At 31.6% G+C, this 18898-nt stretch carries 8 protein-coding genes; all 8 read left to right on the top strand.

The window, feature by feature from the left end; translation table 11 throughout:
• The first annotated feature begins 112 nt into the window (after positions 1-112).
• The 8 genes from EPK97_RS18235 (at position 113) to EPK97_RS18200 (ending at position 18895) form a co-directional block, all read left to right on the top strand.
• Entirely contained in the window at positions 113-1339 is a 1227-nt protein-coding gene (locus tag EPK97_RS18235) for a stalk domain-containing protein (RefSeq protein ID WP_162038067.1), read from the top strand.
• A 43-nt stretch (positions 1340-1382) separates the two neighbouring features.
• A complete protein-coding gene (locus EPK97_RS18230; protein ID WP_162038066.1) occupies positions 1383-2591 on the top strand; it encodes a copper amine oxidase N-terminal domain-containing protein in 1209 nt (402 codons plus the stop codon).
• Between the two features lie 27 nt (positions 2592-2618).
• Positions 2619-4073, top strand: coding sequence for a S41 family peptidase (locus EPK97_RS18225; protein ID WP_162038065.1), 1455 nt, complete (start codon positions 2619-2621; stop codon positions 4071-4073).
• A gap of 217 nt (positions 4074-4290) precedes the next feature.
• The gene (gene prpB, locus EPK97_RS18220) at positions 4291-5154 is read left to right on the top strand and encodes a methylisocitrate lyase (RefSeq protein WP_420826811.1); all 864 of its coding nucleotides are present in this window, start codon (positions 4291-4293) and stop codon (positions 5152-5154) included.
• Positions 5155-5995: 841 nt separating this feature from the next.
• Positions 5996-7933: a cyclic peptide export ABC transporter gene (locus EPK97_RS18215; protein WP_162038063.1), complete on the top strand. Its 1938-nt coding sequence runs from the start codon at positions 5996-5998 to the stop codon at positions 7931-7933.
• Between the two features lie 23 nt (positions 7934-7956).
• On the top strand, positions 7957-16821 hold the full coding sequence (locus EPK97_RS18210) for a non-ribosomal peptide synthetase (protein WP_162038062.1): 8865 nt from the start codon (positions 7957-7959) through the stop codon (positions 16819-16821).
• The gene (fabD, locus tag EPK97_RS18205; protein ID WP_162038061.1) at positions 16821-18047 is read left to right on the top strand and encodes an ACP S-malonyltransferase; all 1227 of its coding nucleotides are present in this window, start codon (positions 16821-16823) and stop codon (positions 18045-18047) included. The genes EPK97_RS18210 and fabD overlap by 1 nt, the downstream gene beginning before the upstream one ends.
• Positions 18047-18895, top strand: a complete 849-nt coding sequence (locus EPK97_RS18200) for a CPBP family intramembrane glutamic endopeptidase (RefSeq protein WP_162038060.1) — start codon at positions 18047-18049, stop codon at positions 18893-18895. The genes fabD and EPK97_RS18200 overlap by 1 nt, the downstream gene beginning before the upstream one ends.
• Positions 18896-18898 lie beyond the last annotated feature (3 nt).

The following is an 18898-nucleotide window of genomic DNA, read 5'->3' as shown; positions in this document are numbered from 1 at the left end:
AAAAGTCATACATTATTTTCATATAGTATATTCTTTTAAATTTATATATGATAGTGTATAGTTATTGTGCTTCAAGATTACATAAAAAACAGAACATCAGGGGGAGTAAAAATTGAGAAGAGGAATCATATTTTCAGTCTTATTTATTTTGTCTATTATATTTTCCTTTACAGCGTTTGCTGCAGAAGAAACAGAGATAGAAGTATGGATTGACGGAGAACAATTACAATTTGAAGAAGAACCATTTATTGAAAGAAGTACAACACTCGTTCCATTTAGAGCACTGTTTAGTGAATTAGGATTGGATGTTAAGTGGGATCAAGAAACGAAAACTGTAACAGGTGAAAATGCAGATTTGACGGTAGAATTGACATTGAATAGCAATCTAGCAAAAGTAAATGGCGAAGTTATTGAAATGTTAGTAATGCCACAGTTAATAAATAATCATACCTTTGTTCCTTTACGATTTGTAGGGGAATCTACAGGGGCAAAAGTACAATGGGATGCCGCAACGAAAACGATATCTATTACTAGCCCTGAATCAAAGGTGAATGATGAAGAATTGATCTTAGCATTGTTTGAACAATATCTTACTTCTTCAAATGAGAAAAATTTAACTGAGCTTCTAGAGGTCTTTAATGAGCAATATGAAATAAATAGCGGAATTAATCTGAAAGAAGTATTTTCTTACTTTTATGAAAAATATGATGTAGAAACGACGATAGAAGAATTAGAAATTATAGAAATTGATAATGAAGAAGCCATAGTTTATGCTATTGAAGTGTATGAAAGAAGAGGTGGTTCATTTTATGTAGATAACAGGCAGGAGATTATATATACATTACATAAAAATAAAGATGGATTATGGAAGATTTCTGAGGACGAAATTCAAAAAATGGAAAATATTAATTTAGAAAAATTAAAAGATATTCAAATAGAAGTACCAAGTAAAGATGAAAAGAAAATAATGAATACCTTAAAACAATATTTTCGTGCACTTGACAATGGTGACGCAGGGTTATTCATTTCTACTTTTCATGAAGACTCCATCATATCAGAGGATCTAGGTGGAAACGAGGAAACTATGAGACTTATATTTGAATTCGTAGAATATAGTGATCTTGAGATGGATCATACCTCATTAGTTTCATTTTTTGATGAGGATTATATAGGTTTGTATGTAATTCATAGCTTTGAGTCAACCTATTATGATGAAGAGTTAGATGAAGAAGTAACCGAAATTGAGCAAAATGTTAATGAAATTTTTCATTTTAAAAAGTCAATGGATGGGAGTTGGAAAATACTTTTTGTTGAGACTCTCGACCTTGAAACTAATTAAATAGAAGAATAATAAAAATTATGATTATAGGAGAATTAAGATTTTGAAGAAAACAAGTATATTAATTAGTGTGGTTATTCTATCTATTATATTTTCTTCCACAGCGTTTGCGGCAGAAGAAACAAAGATAGAAGTATGGATTGATGGAGAACAATTATTATTTGAAGAAGAACCTTTTATTGAAAATGGTACAACACTTATTCCATTCAGAGTATTGTTTAGTGAATTGGGATTGAATGTAAAGTGGAATCAAGAAACGAAAACAATCACAGGTGAAAATAAATCTCTAACGGTTGAATTGACACTGAATAGCAACCAAGCTGTAGTAAATGGCAAGTCTATTGAGATGTTAGTAGAGCCACAACTAGTAAATAATCATACCTTCGTCCCTTTGCGGTTTGTAGGAGAATCTACAGGAGCTAATGTAAGTTGGGATGGATCAACGAAAACGATATCTATCACTAGCCCTGAACCGAGGGTGAATGAAGAAGAACGAATTATTGAATTATTTAATCAATATGAAGATTATTACAATGAAGAAAATTTGGAAATTATAAGTTTGTTTGAAGACCAGTTTTTAGAAGATTGGGGTATGGATACAGAATTTGAATGGAATTTTGAGAATTATAATGATCATTTTGAAATTAAAGACTTAGAAATTTTAAGTAATGAAGATAATGAAGCATATGTTTATGTTGTGGAAACATATGAACGAATTGATGGGTCTTTTTATTTAGATGAAATGTATGAACAAATATATACATTAGTGAAATCTGAAAATGATAAATGGCTCATAAATGACCTTGAAATTACTTTATTTGAATATATCAATTTAGAAAAAATTAAAAATTCAAATGTTGATTTTCCAGAAAAAGATGAGAAAGAAATATTAACAACTTTTCAAAAATATTTAGATTCTATTAAAGAAGAAAATTTATCTAAATTAAAGTCCACTTTACATGAAGAATACATAGAATTGTTGGACCTTGGATGGTTAGAAGAATATTATGAGGAATATCTTTTTACTTATTATAATTATACTTTTGTTCAAATAGAAGAAGCATCAGTTGTGAATGTTTACGAGGATGAAGTTACACTTTTTATACATTACAATGCTATTTCAACGTATGAAAATATTGGAGAAGTAGAAGTTGAAATGGATGAGAGTTTAATTAAATTTAAGAAATCAAAGAATGGGAAATGGAAAATAATAGAGATTGAATCAATAAATCAAAATATAGAATTTGAATAAACTTAAACATCACAAGGAGTGCTCATTTTGATTACTAAAAATAATAAACTAGCAATTATTAAACTTGGACTTGCATTCACATTATTATGTTCAATGATATTTTCACCAAACATTGTTATAGCTGAAGATAACGAATATGATTATGAATCATATCAGTTAGATGCAGTATATGAGGCAATAGATTATATTGAATACTTTCATCTAGATTCACCGACTCAAGAAGAATTAATAGACCAAGCGATTGAGGGAATGGTTAACAATTTAAATGATCCTTATTCTCGTTACATTTCACCAAGTGAGTTAGAAGAGGAAGGTTTATTTGATTATGAGTATGTTGGAATAGGTTTGGAAACAGTAGTTAAGGATAAATCTTTAATTATTGATAGAATTTACCCAGATTCTCCAGCATCTACTATTAACCTTGAAATAGGGGATATAATCGTAGGGATTGATGGTACATCAATTAAAGGGTTAACACAAGATGAGATACAGGAATTATTTGAAGGTAAGGAAGGTAGCGCTATTGAGTTGACCATTGTCAGAGATGGTAGAAAAGTGAATGTGGAATTAACGAGAGAACTTGTTACGCATCCTCTAATCATAAGTGAAGTCATCTCAGAAGGAGTTGGATATATACGACTTTTTGAGTTTGCTGAGGAAATGGATATTCCATTTACAGAGCAATTAAATGAATTAGAAGAAGATGGTTTAGAAACGTTGATCTTAGATTTAAGAGATAACCCAGGTGGATTAATTTATACACTAGAAAATATAGCTAAGCAATTTATGGATAAAAAAATACTAATGTTTACTAGAGATAATGTTAATGATATGGATCCAATCGTTATTTTAGATGGGAAAACGATTGATTATGAAATCATTATTTTAGTGAATGAAAATACAGCTAGTGCATCAGAAGCCTTATCTGTTGCTTTGCAAGAACATGATTTAGCTACTGTTATAGGACAACAATCTTATGGCAAGGGACACATTCAGAATTTAATACCACTATCAAATGGCGGAGTGATATCTGTAACATCACATGAGTATTTTGATCCTAGTAAAAACATTGTAGATGGAGTTGGTGTGATACCTGACATTGAAGTGAAGGAAGAAATTCCACAGCTCATTTCCGCTTTACAAATGTCAGGAATAGAGAAGATAGAATTAGTTAAAAATGATTATTCTGTCTTTATTAACGACATTGCTTTTTATGATTATTTTGAATTTATACAAAAAGAAAATGAAGTCTTTGTTCCATCAAGAATCTTAGCGGCTTTAGTAGATGGACAAATTAGTTGGAATCAAACAGAGAAAGCAATTGAAATTAAAACCGATGAACAAGAATTACTACTTCCAGCAGTAGATGATCATGTTGTTTTACAAGAAGGAATTACGTATGTAAATGTTAGTTATTTTAAAGAATACTTTACTCAAATTAATTGGCAGTTAGAGAATGATGAACTTACTATAACGAATTAAATGATTATAAAGAAAACACCTTTTCAGTTTGAATATAGATATCAACTGGAAAGGTTTTTTATATTTGTCTTTCTTGATCTCATAGATAAATCCAGTTAGTATGGAAGTAAAGAATGTACAATTATTTTATATTCATATATGAAATGAACAATTGAGGAGGATACATATGAGTTGGTTAATTGAAGAAGAAGTGAATCAAACAGATTTAGCTACACAGATGAAGGATCTTATCATGGGTAATGAAATATTAAAATTACCAGGTACACACGATGCAATGGCAGCACTTATTGCAAAAAAAATTGGCTTTAAAGCACTATATCTATCTGGTGCAGCATATACTGCAAGTCGTGGCTTGCCTGATATAGGTATTGTAACTTCTACAGAGGTAGCAGAGCGAGCACGTGAGCTAGTTCGAACTACAAACTTACCTTTACTAGTTGATATTGATACTGGTTTTGGAGAAGTTATCAACGTAGCTCGTACTGCCAAAGAAATGGTTGAAGCTAGGGTGGCTGCAGTACAAATTGAAGATCAGGTTTTACCTAAGAAATGTGGCCATTTAAACGGAAAAAAATTAGTAAGTACAGATGAAATGGTACAGAAAATAAAAATGATAAAAACAGCAGCGCCGACTCTTCTTGTTGTAGCTCGCACGGATGCTAAATCAGTTGAGGGATTTGACAGTGCAGTAGAAAGAGCTAATGCTTATGTTCAAGCAGGGGCCGATGCTATTTTTCCTGAAGCATTAAGTTCAGAAAGTGAATTTAGGAAAATGGCTGAGCTGATAGAAGGTCCTTTATTAGCGAATATGACTGAGTTTGGGAAAACACCATACTACTCAGCGGAGCAATTTGCAGAAATGGGTTATAACATGGTCATTTATCCAGTAACTTCTTTAAGAGTAGCAGCAAAAGCTTATGAAAATGTATTTAAAGAAATATTCAATTCTGGAACACAAGTGAAATCCCTTGAACAGATGCAAACGAGAAAAGAATTGTATGAAACGATCGGATATTATGAATATGAACAGTTAGATCAAAGCATAGCAAAAACTAAACTTCCTAATATCGGTGAGAAGTAAGTTAATAGATCTATTATAAAGTGTGATTCAGTATCACACTTTTTTTTATAAACATATTTTTAAAAAACAGATTATGCAGAATATTTACCTATATCCTATGATACAACATATAAAGTAAGTCTAAGGTGTGACATAAAAGTCACGCTTTTTTATCGTTTAAGAATTATAATCTTTAGTTATAAAACAATATACATATATGTATATTGTTTTATGAAATATAGAGAATTAGGAGGAATAATAGAATAATTTTCATTATTTTAATTAAATATGACAAAAATAGCGTTTTTATTTATTAACATTTGAACTCTATAATATTCTATATATGTTTATAAATTCATTGATGAAGAAGATTTTTAATTGCTTAAATTTTCTTTATAAGATAAAAAAATTCCAAATGAAATAATTTTGGAGGTGGAGTTACGATATTAAAAAATTTCTGAGAACTCACAAGTTAAGAAGGGATACTTTATTGTTGCAAATAATGTCGATTTAAAAGTTATAGTATCTGAATAAAAGTCTCAGTTATTGGAGGATGATTGATAAATATTCACAAAACATGATGTTGGTTAAAAGAACAAAAGTCTATGTATATTCATTTTCCAGAAGAAGTTGTACAAAGCAAATTTATTAAATATATCTTGTGATAAGAATGGCATGCATGAATTCAATACGATAGTACTGCTGAATTCATGATGAGAGTTACTTTGAACACATTCAATATAAACATGCATTTATATATTTTGAAGAAAATAATCAGCAAATGGCTAAAAGTTTAAAATATAGTTTAATTAGGGTTAAATTTTTGATGAGTACTATACTTAAGTGAAAGGAACTGTATTTTATGCAATTAGTTTATATTAGTATATTATCTTTATTTACACTCATCACGTTAAGTCTTTGTTTTTTTAATGTAAGAACGATTTTTCAAATCTATAAAAAAGATCGAGTTAGGATAAGATTTGGAAAACGTCAATGGTTTGGAATATTATTTTCAATGATAGTGATTGGATTTGTCGTTTACTGTTTATATACTGCAACCATTTATTTTTTTAATCCTGTTCCAAATCAAATGAAATGGATACTAGCATTACTTTTAACATCAATATGTTTATTTACATCCTACATGTGGATGACCTCTATTTATACAAAACATGAAGAGAAACCATACATATCATTAATTACTTTAAGTATTATTAGTGGATTAGGAAACTCGATGGTTATATTTGTATTAAATGAAACGATAGCTGACCAGAGAATATTACCAAAAAATTTATTATTCTCTTATTTTATTTTGTCTATTTTATTATTTTTGTTTTGTCAAATTGTGATTCGGTTTAAGTTGATTAAAATCACAAACGATATTGTTTTCTACAAAAGAGTACATTTTGTAGAAAAAGTTTTAAAAACTTCCTATGCTACTCTAGAATCGATGGAGGATGGAAAGATCCAAGCTTCTCTTAATAATGATACAGAGATCATTAGTAGATTTGCGAATTTTTTCGTAAATGTGTTTACGTGGTCTATTACCATCGTATTTGGACTTATATATCTTGGTTTACTTAGCTTTTATGGATTACTCATTTCATTGTTTGTTGTTTCAATCGCATCTATTCTATTTTATTTTATTAGCAAATCTGCTGAGAAGGATTGGGAGAAAACAAGAGATATCCAAAATCATTTTTTTAAATTTATAAATGATTTAGTTGGTGGTTATAAAGAATTATCCTTGAATGCTCGGAAGTCCACCGAATTTAAAGAGGATATGACGGAAAGCTGTAATCAATATCGTAACAAACGCACTGTTGCAGACACGAAATTAGCATATGGTATTGTGACAGGTGATTTACTTTTTGTAACAGTGATAGGAGCGGTTGTTTTTCTTTTTCCCATTTTATTCGTAAATATTCAAAATGACATGTTAAGAAGTTTTGTATTCGTATTTTTATATATGGGAGGTCCACTAACAGGTATTCTCAACTCTATTCCTGAGCTACTCATGATTAAAGTGAGCTGGAATCGAATGAATGTAATGTTGAAAGATTTAAATGAACTGGAAACCAAAAATGTAAACCCTATAAATTTACCAAAAGTAAATCATATGAAGTTGGAACTGAAAAACGCCTTTTATCAATATAAACAACAAAATAGTGATCATTTTAAAATAGGACCTATCAATGCACAGTTTCAATCAGGAGAAATAATATTTATTACAGGGGGAAATGGAAGCGGAAAATCAACCTTCGCAAAATTATTAGTTGGACTATATGATCCAGATGAAGGGGGATTGAGGCTGAACGATCAAGTGATAACCTCGGATGAGGTTGGAGAATATTTTTCAGTTATTTTTAGTGATGTTTATTTATTTGATAAATTATACGGTATTGATTTTGAAAGTAAATTTGAGGAGGCTCAAAAATATTTAAAAATATTACATTTACAAGATAAGGTTCAAATTACAAAAGAAGGGTTCAGTACGATTAAACTATCATCTGGTCAAAGAAAAAGACTGGCATTATTAATTAGTTATTTAGAAGATAAACCTTTTGCTTTATTTGATGAATGGGCTGCAGATCAAGATCCTGATTATCGTCATTTTTTCTACACTACACTTTTACCGGAACTAAAATCAAGAGGGAAATGCATTATAGCCATTACACATGATGACAAATATTTTGGTGTTGCTGATCGTTTATTTAGAGTAGATATGGGGAAACTTGAGGAACTTGATACAGTCACTGATCGAGAAGTAATGATGACCAATAAAGGGTTAATGATATAAAAATAGCCGATTGAGGTGTTAAAATGAATAAATTTGAAAGTTTAATCGATGTGATAGAAAATTGTAAAAATGATAGTCAACATATTACGTTTATTAAAAAAAAGGAAGAACAATCCTTATATTACTCTGATTTATACGATAGATCATTAAGAATGCTTCATGGTTTACAGAGCCAAGGAATTAAAAAAGGGCAAGAAATAATATTCCAAATTCAAGAAAATGAGAACTTTATATTATTATTTTGGGCATGTGTATTAGGAGGAATGATCCCTGTTCCAGTGACAATAGGAACAACTGATGAACATCGTAAAAAAGTACTCGAAATTTATCAGATTTTAGATGATCCTAAAATAGTTACAGATTATGATATACTCCCTTCTTTAAAAGAAACCTTTAACCAAATGGAAGTTTCCGCACCTTATGAAGAAGTTGCAAGGAATACGATTGAAATAAATGAAATTAGTGATTTGAAGCAACTAGGGAATGTAGAGCAGGTTAAAAGTAGTGATATTGCTTTTATACAGTTCTCATCTGGTTCCACAGGAAAACCTAAAGGTGTGATGCTTACGCATGATAATTTGTTGGCAAACATGCGTGGGATCGTATTAAATTCTAAAACGAGTAGTCAGGATTCAACATTAAGCTGGATGCCGCTTACCCATGATATGGGACTCATAGGTTATCATCTATCACCTATGTATGCTAATATTTCACAATTTATTATGCCAACGACTTTGTTTGTGATGCAACCCATGTTATGGCTGGAAAAAGCAAGTGAACACAAAATTACTTCATTGGCTTCCCCTAACTTTGGATATAAACATTTTCTAAAAACCTTCAAACCTGAGAAGGCAGCTCATTGGGATTTATCTAAAATAAGATTAATTTTTAATGGAGCTGAACCCATTTCAGATCAACTAGCATTTCGCTTTCTTTCCGTCCTCGAACCGTATGGATTGCAGCCAAATGCGATGTTTCCAGTGTATGGTATGGCAGAAGCAAGTTTGGCTGTTTCCTTCCCACCAGTTGAAGAAACATTACAATCTATATCCGTAAAAAGGGAGTCGGTTCGTTTAGGAAATCAAGTTGAAATCATTGATCAAACATCCTCAAATGAAATTCATTTTGTCGACTTAGGTTATGCTGTTGATGGATGTCAAATTAGGATTACAAATGATAGACATATTCCACTATCTGAATGTGTAATAGGAAATATTGAAATTCGGGGTAAAAATGTAACTTCAGGATATTACAACAATTCAGAAGCGACAAATGAACTGATTACTGAGGATGGGTGGCTTGTTACAGGAGATTTAGGATTTCTAAAACACAATCGTTTATTTGTAACTGGAAGAAAAAAAGACATCATCTTTATTAACGGACAGAATGTGTACCCTCATGATATTGAAGGAATTGCAGAGAAAGTCCCAGGTGTTGATGCAGGTAAGATAGCCGTTTGTGGGGTATTTAATGCAGAGGAGCAGCAGGATGACATCATAACATTTGTTGTTTTTCGTAAAAAAACGGATGCATTTATTCCGTTGGTGCAAGAGCTAAAAACATTCATTCATTTGCAAACTGGATTGGAAATTAAACACGTAATCCCAGTTAGAAGCATTCCAAAAACGACAAGTGGTAAGCTGCAAAGATATAAACTTGCTTCTCAGTATGAGGATGGGGATTATTTCGAAATCGTAAAAGAAATGGAACAATATCTTGTAGAACAAAAACAAGCTGTGATGATAGAAAAACCTATGAATGAAACAGAAGAGAAATTAACAAAATTATGGTCTGAAGTTTTAGGAATAGAACAAATTGATCGTAAAAGCCATTTTTTAGAAATTGGGGGTAACTCTTTAAAAGCGGCTTCTTTAGCTTCTGAAGTAGAAAAGATGTTTGAAGTGGAACTGCCGATCATTGAGTTTTATCAACTTGCTACAATAGAAAAACAAGCAAAATACATCTTGCAAGCAAACAAAAAGTCATATGTCCCTATTAATAAAATTGCTGAACAAGAGTTTTATCCAGTATCAAGTGCTCAAAAGAGATTATATATTCAGGAGCAGTTTGAAGGTATCGGTAAATCTTATAATATGCCTGTAGCTTTTAATGTGATAGGAAAACCAAATAAATTGAGGGTTGAGAAAATATTAAATCAATTAATTGATCGACATGAAGTCTTAAGAACTTCGTTTCAGTGGATAGATGGAAAAATATACTCTAAAATAATGCCTTCTCTATCGATTCAATTAAAAGATTTAGAAACACCAGAAGAGTTAATTGAACCTTTTAATCTCAATGAACCTCCATTGATAAGAGCAGGATGGGTACAGAAGGAAAATGATGAAAGTATACTTATTCTTGATATGCATCATATCATAATGGATGGCATTTCTATCAATGTATTAATGGAAGAATTTTTTGATTTATATCAACACCGTTCATTACTTCCTATCTCAATACAATATAAAGATTTTGCAGTGAGAAATGAACACTGGAAGACGACGGAATCATATCAATTACAAGAATCATTTTGGGCAAATCAACTCTCTGGAGTTATCCCTCAACTTCAGCTTCAAACAGACCTCCGTCGAGAAGAAAAGAGAACGTTTGATGGAGAAACCGTTTATTTTAATGTATCAAAACATATAACGGAACAAATAAATGAAACATGTCATAAAAAACGTATTACCTTAAATGCGTATTTACTATCGGTGTATTATATTTTATTAAATAAATATACTGGGCAGGATGAGCTTGTTGTTGGTTCTTTAACTGCAGCAAGAAGACATCCAGATATTCATCGTATGTTAGGAATGTTTGCTAACTTTTTACCTGTTCGTTATCAGGTTAATGATGAATTATCTTCTAATGAAATGATGAGTGAAATGCAGGAGCTGCTTGGAAATATTTACGAACATCAAGAGTATCCTTACAATGATATGATATTAAAACTATTGAAAGATACAGATCGGTCACGAAATCCATTTTTTGATACAATGCTCATTTTTCATAATCAACTGGAAACCAACTATAGCCTAGAGGCAGACAATTTGAAACTTACACAATACGATTTACATTCGAATACATCGAAGTTAGATTTTAAGTTGGATATTTTTCCAGAAGAGAATGGAAGCTTAAAATGTATTTTGGAATATAATTGCAATCTCTTTAAAAGAGAAACGATGGTCAGATTTACAGAGCATTACCAAAATATATTGAAGTCGGTTACGAATGTACCAGAACAAAAAATCAAAGAAATAAATATTCTTTCAGAAGAGGAAAAGTTCAAGATAACGAATGTTTTTAACGAAACATCATCACCTTATGAAAAAAATAAAACTGTGGTTGAATTATTTGTTGAACAAGCAAATAAAACACCAAACAATATTGCTGTACAGTATAAAAATGAGAAATTAACTTATCGTGAATTGAATGAAAAATCGAATCAGTTAGCAAAAACTTTAGTAAGTTTTGGTGTACAGTCAGATCAAGTGATTGCAGTAATGGCTGAACGATCTTTGGAAATGATAGTTGGTATCTTTGCAATTTTAAAGGCAGGTGGAGCATATTTGCCCATTGCACCTGACCTACCTGAAGAACGAATTCAATATATGTTGGAAGACAGTCAAGTCAAAATGATACTTACACAACAAAAATGGATCAATTCCATTGGTTTTCAAGGGAAAATGATTGATGTAGGGGATAGTCAATATTATACAGGTGACGTTTCTGCGTTACATAAAACAAGTGAATATAACAATCTAGCTTATGTGATTTATACCTCTGGATCTACGGGGAAACCAAAAGGGGTTATGATCGAGCATTATTCTGTTATCAACAGGATCATGTGGATGCAAAAAACTTATTCGTTAAATGAACAAGATATCATTCTGCAAAAAACGCCAATTTCATTCGATGTATCAGTATGGGAGCTATTTTGGTGGAGTTTTGTTGGAGCCAAATTAGTTTTGTTGGACCCTGGAGGAGAAAAAGATCCTGCACATATCGTTGAAGAAATAGACAAGCAGAATATTACTACGATGCATTTTGTTCCGTCGATGCTGCAAATTTTCCTAGATTATTTGAATCAAACGAATCAATGGGAAAGGCTGCATGCTTTGAAAAAGGTATTTACAAGTGGTGAAGTGCTACATTCCCATCACGTGGCCAAATTTAATGACTTTATATCTCTAAAAAATAATGCAGAACTCATTAATTTATACGGTCCAACAGAAGCTACAGTGGATGTATCCTGCTTCCCATGTACTCCACTTGAAGATACAAAGGTAATTCCAATTGGTAAACCTATTGATAATACACAGCTTTGGATAGTGAATAATCACCATCAGTTGCAGCCTATTGGAATTGTAGGAGAATTATGTATCTCAGGAGATGGTTTAGCCAGAGGTTATATCCATAAAGAAGAACAGACAAAGGAAAAGTTTGTTCCTAATCCATTCATAGATGGACAGCTTATGTATAAAACGGGTGATTTGGCAAGATGGTTACCAGATGGAAATATTGAGTATTTAGGTAGATTAGATCATCAAGTGAAAATAAGAGGTTATCGGATTGAACTTGCTGAAATTGAGGCATGTTTATTAGACCATCAGAATATAGATGAAGCTGTTGTTCTAGTGAAAGAAGATCTTCAAGGTGATTCATTTTTAGTGGCTTATATTGTAAGTCAAGGTCCATTTGATGTTGCTCAAATAAGAACATTTCTAAAAGGAAGCCTTCCTGACTATATGGTTCCAGCTCGTTTTGTAGCTTTGAAAGAAATGCCGTTAACATCAAATGGGAAAATAAATCGAATTGAATTACAGAATCAGGTCAAACTTGTGGAATTGAATTCAGATAAATACGTTGCTCCAACCAATGACATTGAAGAAAAACTAGTAGGTTTGTGGCAGAAAGTATTAGAAATAAAACGTATAGGTGTTGATGATGATTTCTTTGAACTTGGAGGACACTCTTTTAAAGCTACGATGTTAATTACACAAATTCACGAACAATTTAATGTTGAGATTCCTTTAAGCGAAATTTTCTCATCACCAACGATAAGGGAGATAGCCAAGTATATTGAGAAAGCTAACTTTAGCGAGCATATCACAATTACAAAAGCTGTGAAACGTGAACATTACTATTTGTCATCAGCTCAAAAACGGTTGTTTATTCTTCATCAAATTGAAGGGGATAATTTAACGTATCATCTGCCAGCTACAATGGAGATCACAGGTAAACTAAACGAAAAATTAGTTCAAGATACTTTTCAAAAGATATTAAAACGACATGAAGTATTACGTACATCTTTTAAATTACTAGACGGAGAAGCAGTACAGTTTATTCATCCAGAAGTGACTTTTCAATTAGAGAAGTTAGATAAGACATACGATAATATCAACCAGATGATGGTCGATTTTATGAAACCTTTTGATTTAAGTTCAGCACCTCTATTAAGAGTAGGGTTAGTAAATCAAGGAAAAGAAAAAAATATACTATTATTTGACATGCATCATATTGTTTCAGATGGATTATCCATAGTGAATTTAACGAAAGAATTTGTACAAATTTATCAGGGGTTAGATTTATCTCCTCTGAAAATTCAATATAAGGATTATGTGGAATGGCAAACGGAGTTTTTCACAACTGAAAAATATGAAAAACAAGAAAAGTATTGGAACGATATTTTATCTGGAGAACTTCCTACATTACAATTGCCAACTGACTTTATAAGACCTCCTGTACGCAGTGGCAAGGGGGATAAGTATGAGGCTAAACTAGACAGCCAATTGTTATCGTCTATTAAAAATTTAGCATTGGAACATGAGACAACAATTTATGTTGTTATGTTAGCTGTTTTCAATATTTTATTAGCAAAGTATACAAAACAGGAAGATATTATTATAGGAAGTCCAATTACAGGTAGAACACATTCAGACTTAAAAGATTTAATCGGTATGTTTGTCAATACATTAGCAATGAGAAATGAACCGAAAGAAAACTATACATTTAAACAATTTTTGCAAAAAGTGAATCACAATGCACTTCAAGCTTTTGAAAACCAAGATGTTCCATTTGAGGCTTTAGTAGAAAAATTAAATGTGAAACGTGATTTAAGTCGGAACCCAATATTTGATGTCATGTTTGTTTTACAAAATATGGGGACTCCTTCAGTTAAGTTTGATGATTTATTAGGTAGACAACTTCCAATAAATCATCAGCAATCAAAATTTGATTTGACGCTTGAAGCTATTGAAGAAGAGCAGGGGATGACTTTAAACTTTGAATTTAATGTGGATTTATTTCATAAATCCAAAATTGAAAGACTTGCCCATCATTTTAAACAGTTGATTTATATAGTTACAGAACAATCAAATATTAAAATTCGTGATATGGATTTCATGTCAAAAGAAGAAAAGAAACAGATACTATATCAATTTAATAATACAGATCGTGAGTATCCAAAACATAAAACCATCCATAAATTATTTGAAGAACAAGTTGAAAGAACGCCAAATCATGTTGCTTTGACATTTAAAGATGAAAAGATGACTTATCAGGTATTAAACAATAGAGCCAATCAGTTAGCTGTACAGTTAAGGGAAAAGGGAGTAACAAAAAACGAAATTGTTTCCATTATGGTGGAACGTTCTCCTGAAATGATCATAGGAATTTTAGCGATATTAAAAGCGGGTGGGGCATATTTGCCAATGTCACCCCAGTTTCCACAAGAACGGATATCTTTCATGTTAAAAGATAGTGAATGTAAACTTGTTTTAACACAAAAAGAGTTCAAAGAAAAGATTTCATTTGAAGGTGAAATCATCGTTTTAAATGATTCTAAAAATTACATCAATGAAAAGAATGATATTAAAGTTAAAGATATTAGCAGTTCTGAAGATTTGGCTTATATTATTTACACATCGGGTTCAACAGGGAAGCCAAAAGGTGTAATGATCAAACATCACTCAGTTGTAAATCGAATTACTTGGATGCAGCACAAATATCCATTACAAGAATCAGATGTCATTATGCAAAAAACACCTTGTACATTTGATGTTTCTGTGTGGGAGTTGTTTTGGTGGAGCTGGACAGGGGCTCAAGTTCACCTGCTTGAACCTGAAGAGGAAAAAAATCCACAATCGATGATTGATGCCATTGAAAAGCATAAGATTACAACTATGCACTTTGTTCCATCGATGTTACAAGTATTTTTTGAGTATGTATCTGGTAAATCTATTGAACCTAAATTAAAAAGTTTAAGACAGGTATTTACAAGTGGCGAAGCTTTACAGTTGAAACAGGTTGAACAGTTTAACGAGACTTTGTTCAAAACAAACAATACAAATTTGATTAATTTATATGGTCCTACGGAAGCTACAGTGGATGTTTCTTACTATGAATGTACTCCTTTTAATGGAGAACAGAGTGTACCAATTGGAAAACCAATTGATAATACGAAGTTATACGTTGTGAATGAATCATTACAATTACAACCTATTGGTGTGAGCGGAGAGTTATGTATAAGTGGTGAAGGTTTGGCAACAGGTTATTTAAATCATGAAGAGTTAACAGCGGATAAATTTGTTCCAGACCCATTTGCAGTAGGTCAGTGGATGTATAAAACGGGTGACTTAGCAAAATGGAATGAGGACGGACAAATTGAATATTTAGGTAGAATGGATCATCAGGTGAAAATAAGGGGATACCGAATTGAACTTGGCGAAATTGAAACTCAGTTATTAGACATTGGTGATATTCAACAGGCGATTGTAGTAGATAGAATAAGTGAAACAAGCGATCCATATTTATGTGCTTATTATGTTTCAGAACAAAAGCTTTCAGCGAGTGACATAAGATCATTTTTATTATCAAGATTACCAGATTACATGATTCCAGCTTATTTCATGAAGGTAGATAAAATACCATTAACTTCAAATGGTAAAGTGGATCGAAAAGCTCTTCCTGAGCCAATGATGGATAGGGAGAATGATTTAAATACTGTTTCTCCAACAAATGAAATACAGAAAAAATTACTTCATGTTTGGAGTGAAACTATTGGTCATGAGAAGATTGGGATTTACGATAATTTCTTTGAAGTAGGAGGGAATTCATTACTTTTGATTCGAGTACATTCTAAATTGGAAGAACATTGGCCGCAGCAAATAAAGGTGACAGATTTATTCTCGTACCCAACCATTGCAAAATTGTCCGAATTTATTCAAAGCAAAAGTACAAACAAAAGTGAGTTGCCAATTCAATTTGTACACTTACCAGAAACTTATTTTGAAAGCACATCACAACAGGCCGTTCGATCCTATTCATTTAAGTTAGAGGAAGAGCAATTTCAAATTTTTAAAGATATGAGTTACCAACTAAATTTGGAATTAAGTTATATTTTACTCGCTTTATACGGATATTTATTTGCGCAAATTACAAAAAACAAACAGATTCCAATTCAAGTTCTAACTAGTGATGAGAGCTATATGGCATTAAAACTAGATTTAGATCAATTTACAAATTTCATAGATATTCCACCATATTTAAAAACAACGATACAGGAAAAAAATCCAACTCAGACGTACACATTGGATGATTTAAAACAAGCACAAATGAGTCACCAAAAATACAATATTTTACCTTTATTTATTCATACGAGAAAGTCCTCATTAGATACGGAGATTGTAAATCTGTTTCATATTTCATTGGGCTTTATGGAAATAGGTTCAGAACTTATGCTTATTTCTGAATTTAATGGTAAGAAAATTTCAAGCAACAAAATGAAGGAATTTCTTCAAGGTTTCAAACAATTATCGACCATTATAGCAAATCAATATGCTGCACAATCTCAAGTATCTGCAACAAAGAAGGAGGAAGAGTAATGGAAAGAGTAGCTTTTCTTTTTCCAGGTCAAGGTTCTCAATATGTTGGAATGTCAAAGGATATAGTAAATCATTATTCGATAGCAAAGGAGGTTTTTGAAGAAGCGAAAGATGTTTTGGGGATGAATCTTCAAACTTTATGTGATGAAGGCCCTTCTGAAGAATTAACAAAAACAAAAAATGCACAACTTGCTTTGTTAACTACAAGTATTGCTTATTTTAGAGTGATTGAATATGAGTTGGGGCTTAATCCACACATGTTAGCGGGTCATAGCTTAGGAGAATTTTCAGCTTTGACTTGTTCGGGAGTACTTACGTTTTCAGACGCATTAAAATTAGTCAGGACGAGAGGAGAATTAATGCAGCAAGAAACGGAACAAAATATAGGTGCGATGACAGCAGTATCAAAACTATCAGCACAAACAGTAGAACAATGTATTGAGCAAATGACAGATGGTAACGGTACTGTATCTATTGCTTGTTACAATGCAGAAAAGGAATTAGTTTTAACAGGTCATTCCTATGAAGTTAAACGTGTAGCAGAGAAATGTGCTCAAGAAGGAGGGAATGTGACCCCGCTAAAAGTAAGTGGTCCATTCCATCATCAGTTAATGACCAAAGCCTCAGAACAATTTGGAGATCATTTAAAATCATATTCTTTTCAAAAATTCAAAATACCTGTTTTATCCAATGTAACTGGACTACCTCATGTTGAGGATTTAGATGAATTAAAGTTAAATTTGGTGTCTCAGATGATTAAACCAGTGAGATGGGTTGAATCAATGGAATATATATTTAACAAAGGCGTCACAACAACGATAGAGTTAGGTCCTAGAACAGTTTTAAAAAACTTGATCAAACGGATTGAACCTTCGATAAAGTCTTTTTCCTTTGATAAAAGAAATGATAGAGATGAACTGATGATGAAATTTTCATCAACTAATAAACAACAGTCTGCCATTCATTTTATTACACAGTGTATGACCGCTGCCATCACTACTCCTAATTATAATTGGGATTCAAATGAGTATGAAAAAGGTGTGATTCAACCATATAGAAAACTTCAACAGATGCAACAGCAATGGACACAGCAGAAGGAATTGTTAGATGAAGAACAACTGAAAAAAGCATTTATTTTATTGCAGCAAATTTTAAAGACAAAAAAAGTGAGTAGAGAAGAACAATCAAACATCTTAAATCATTTTGATAGAGAGGTTGTAAATTGATGAGTCTATTAAAAAAATGGCTACTTATGTTAATGAATATAGTCGTTTACTTTGGTGCCGCAGTGTTAGCTTTTTATGTGATTAATCCTTATATATTTAACCATGTAGACTGGTATAAAACGTTTATGGGATCAAATATTCCAATACAATTAACTGCTACAGTTTCAATGATTTTTATCATGTATTTTTTAATTTTTAAAATTAAAAAGATGTATTTAAAAGAAAAATACGAGAGTTTATGGTCTATATGTAATTTTTCAATGTTGAATATAAAACAAATGGTTTGGTTTACTCTTATTGGATTTGCAGGATCAATTTGGTTTATTTCCTTAATGAATATTTCATATATATCTGAATCTTTTCCAGGATTACAGTCATATATAGAGCTATTTGCAACATCAGAATACTTTATTTATACGTTTTTGGGGGTAGGGATTATAGGTGTATTTTATGAGGAAATATTATTTAGAGGACTTATTTTTAATGAATTTCGAAAAGTACTTCCTCTACCTTTTGCTCTATTATTAAATGCTGTTATTTATGGTTTATTTCAACCAAGCCCTGTTATTATGGTAACCGGTTTTCTCTTAGGAATTTTGTACGGGTTAATTTATGTAAAAACAATGTCCTTGTGGTCAACGATTTGGATAGGTAGTGTGCTTAATATTTCAATATTTTCACTTCATGAATTAAAAGTAGATGAAGGTATGGCTAAATGGTCAGATGCTGTGTTAATACCTATTCATATATTGACTTTTCTATTTATGTTACTATTTGTAATTTACTTTTTAAAAAGCGATGTACCAAATGAAAACTCTAATATTAAAGAAACAAATGTGAAAGGATGAGGG

Origin of the sequence: Chengkuizengella sediminis (assembly GCF_010078385.1) — a bacterium.
Classification (GTDB): domain Bacteria; phylum Bacillota; class Bacilli; order Paenibacillales; family KCTC-33759; genus Chengkuizengella; species Chengkuizengella sediminis.
This window is presented reverse-complemented; position numbering and strand designations above follow the sequence as displayed.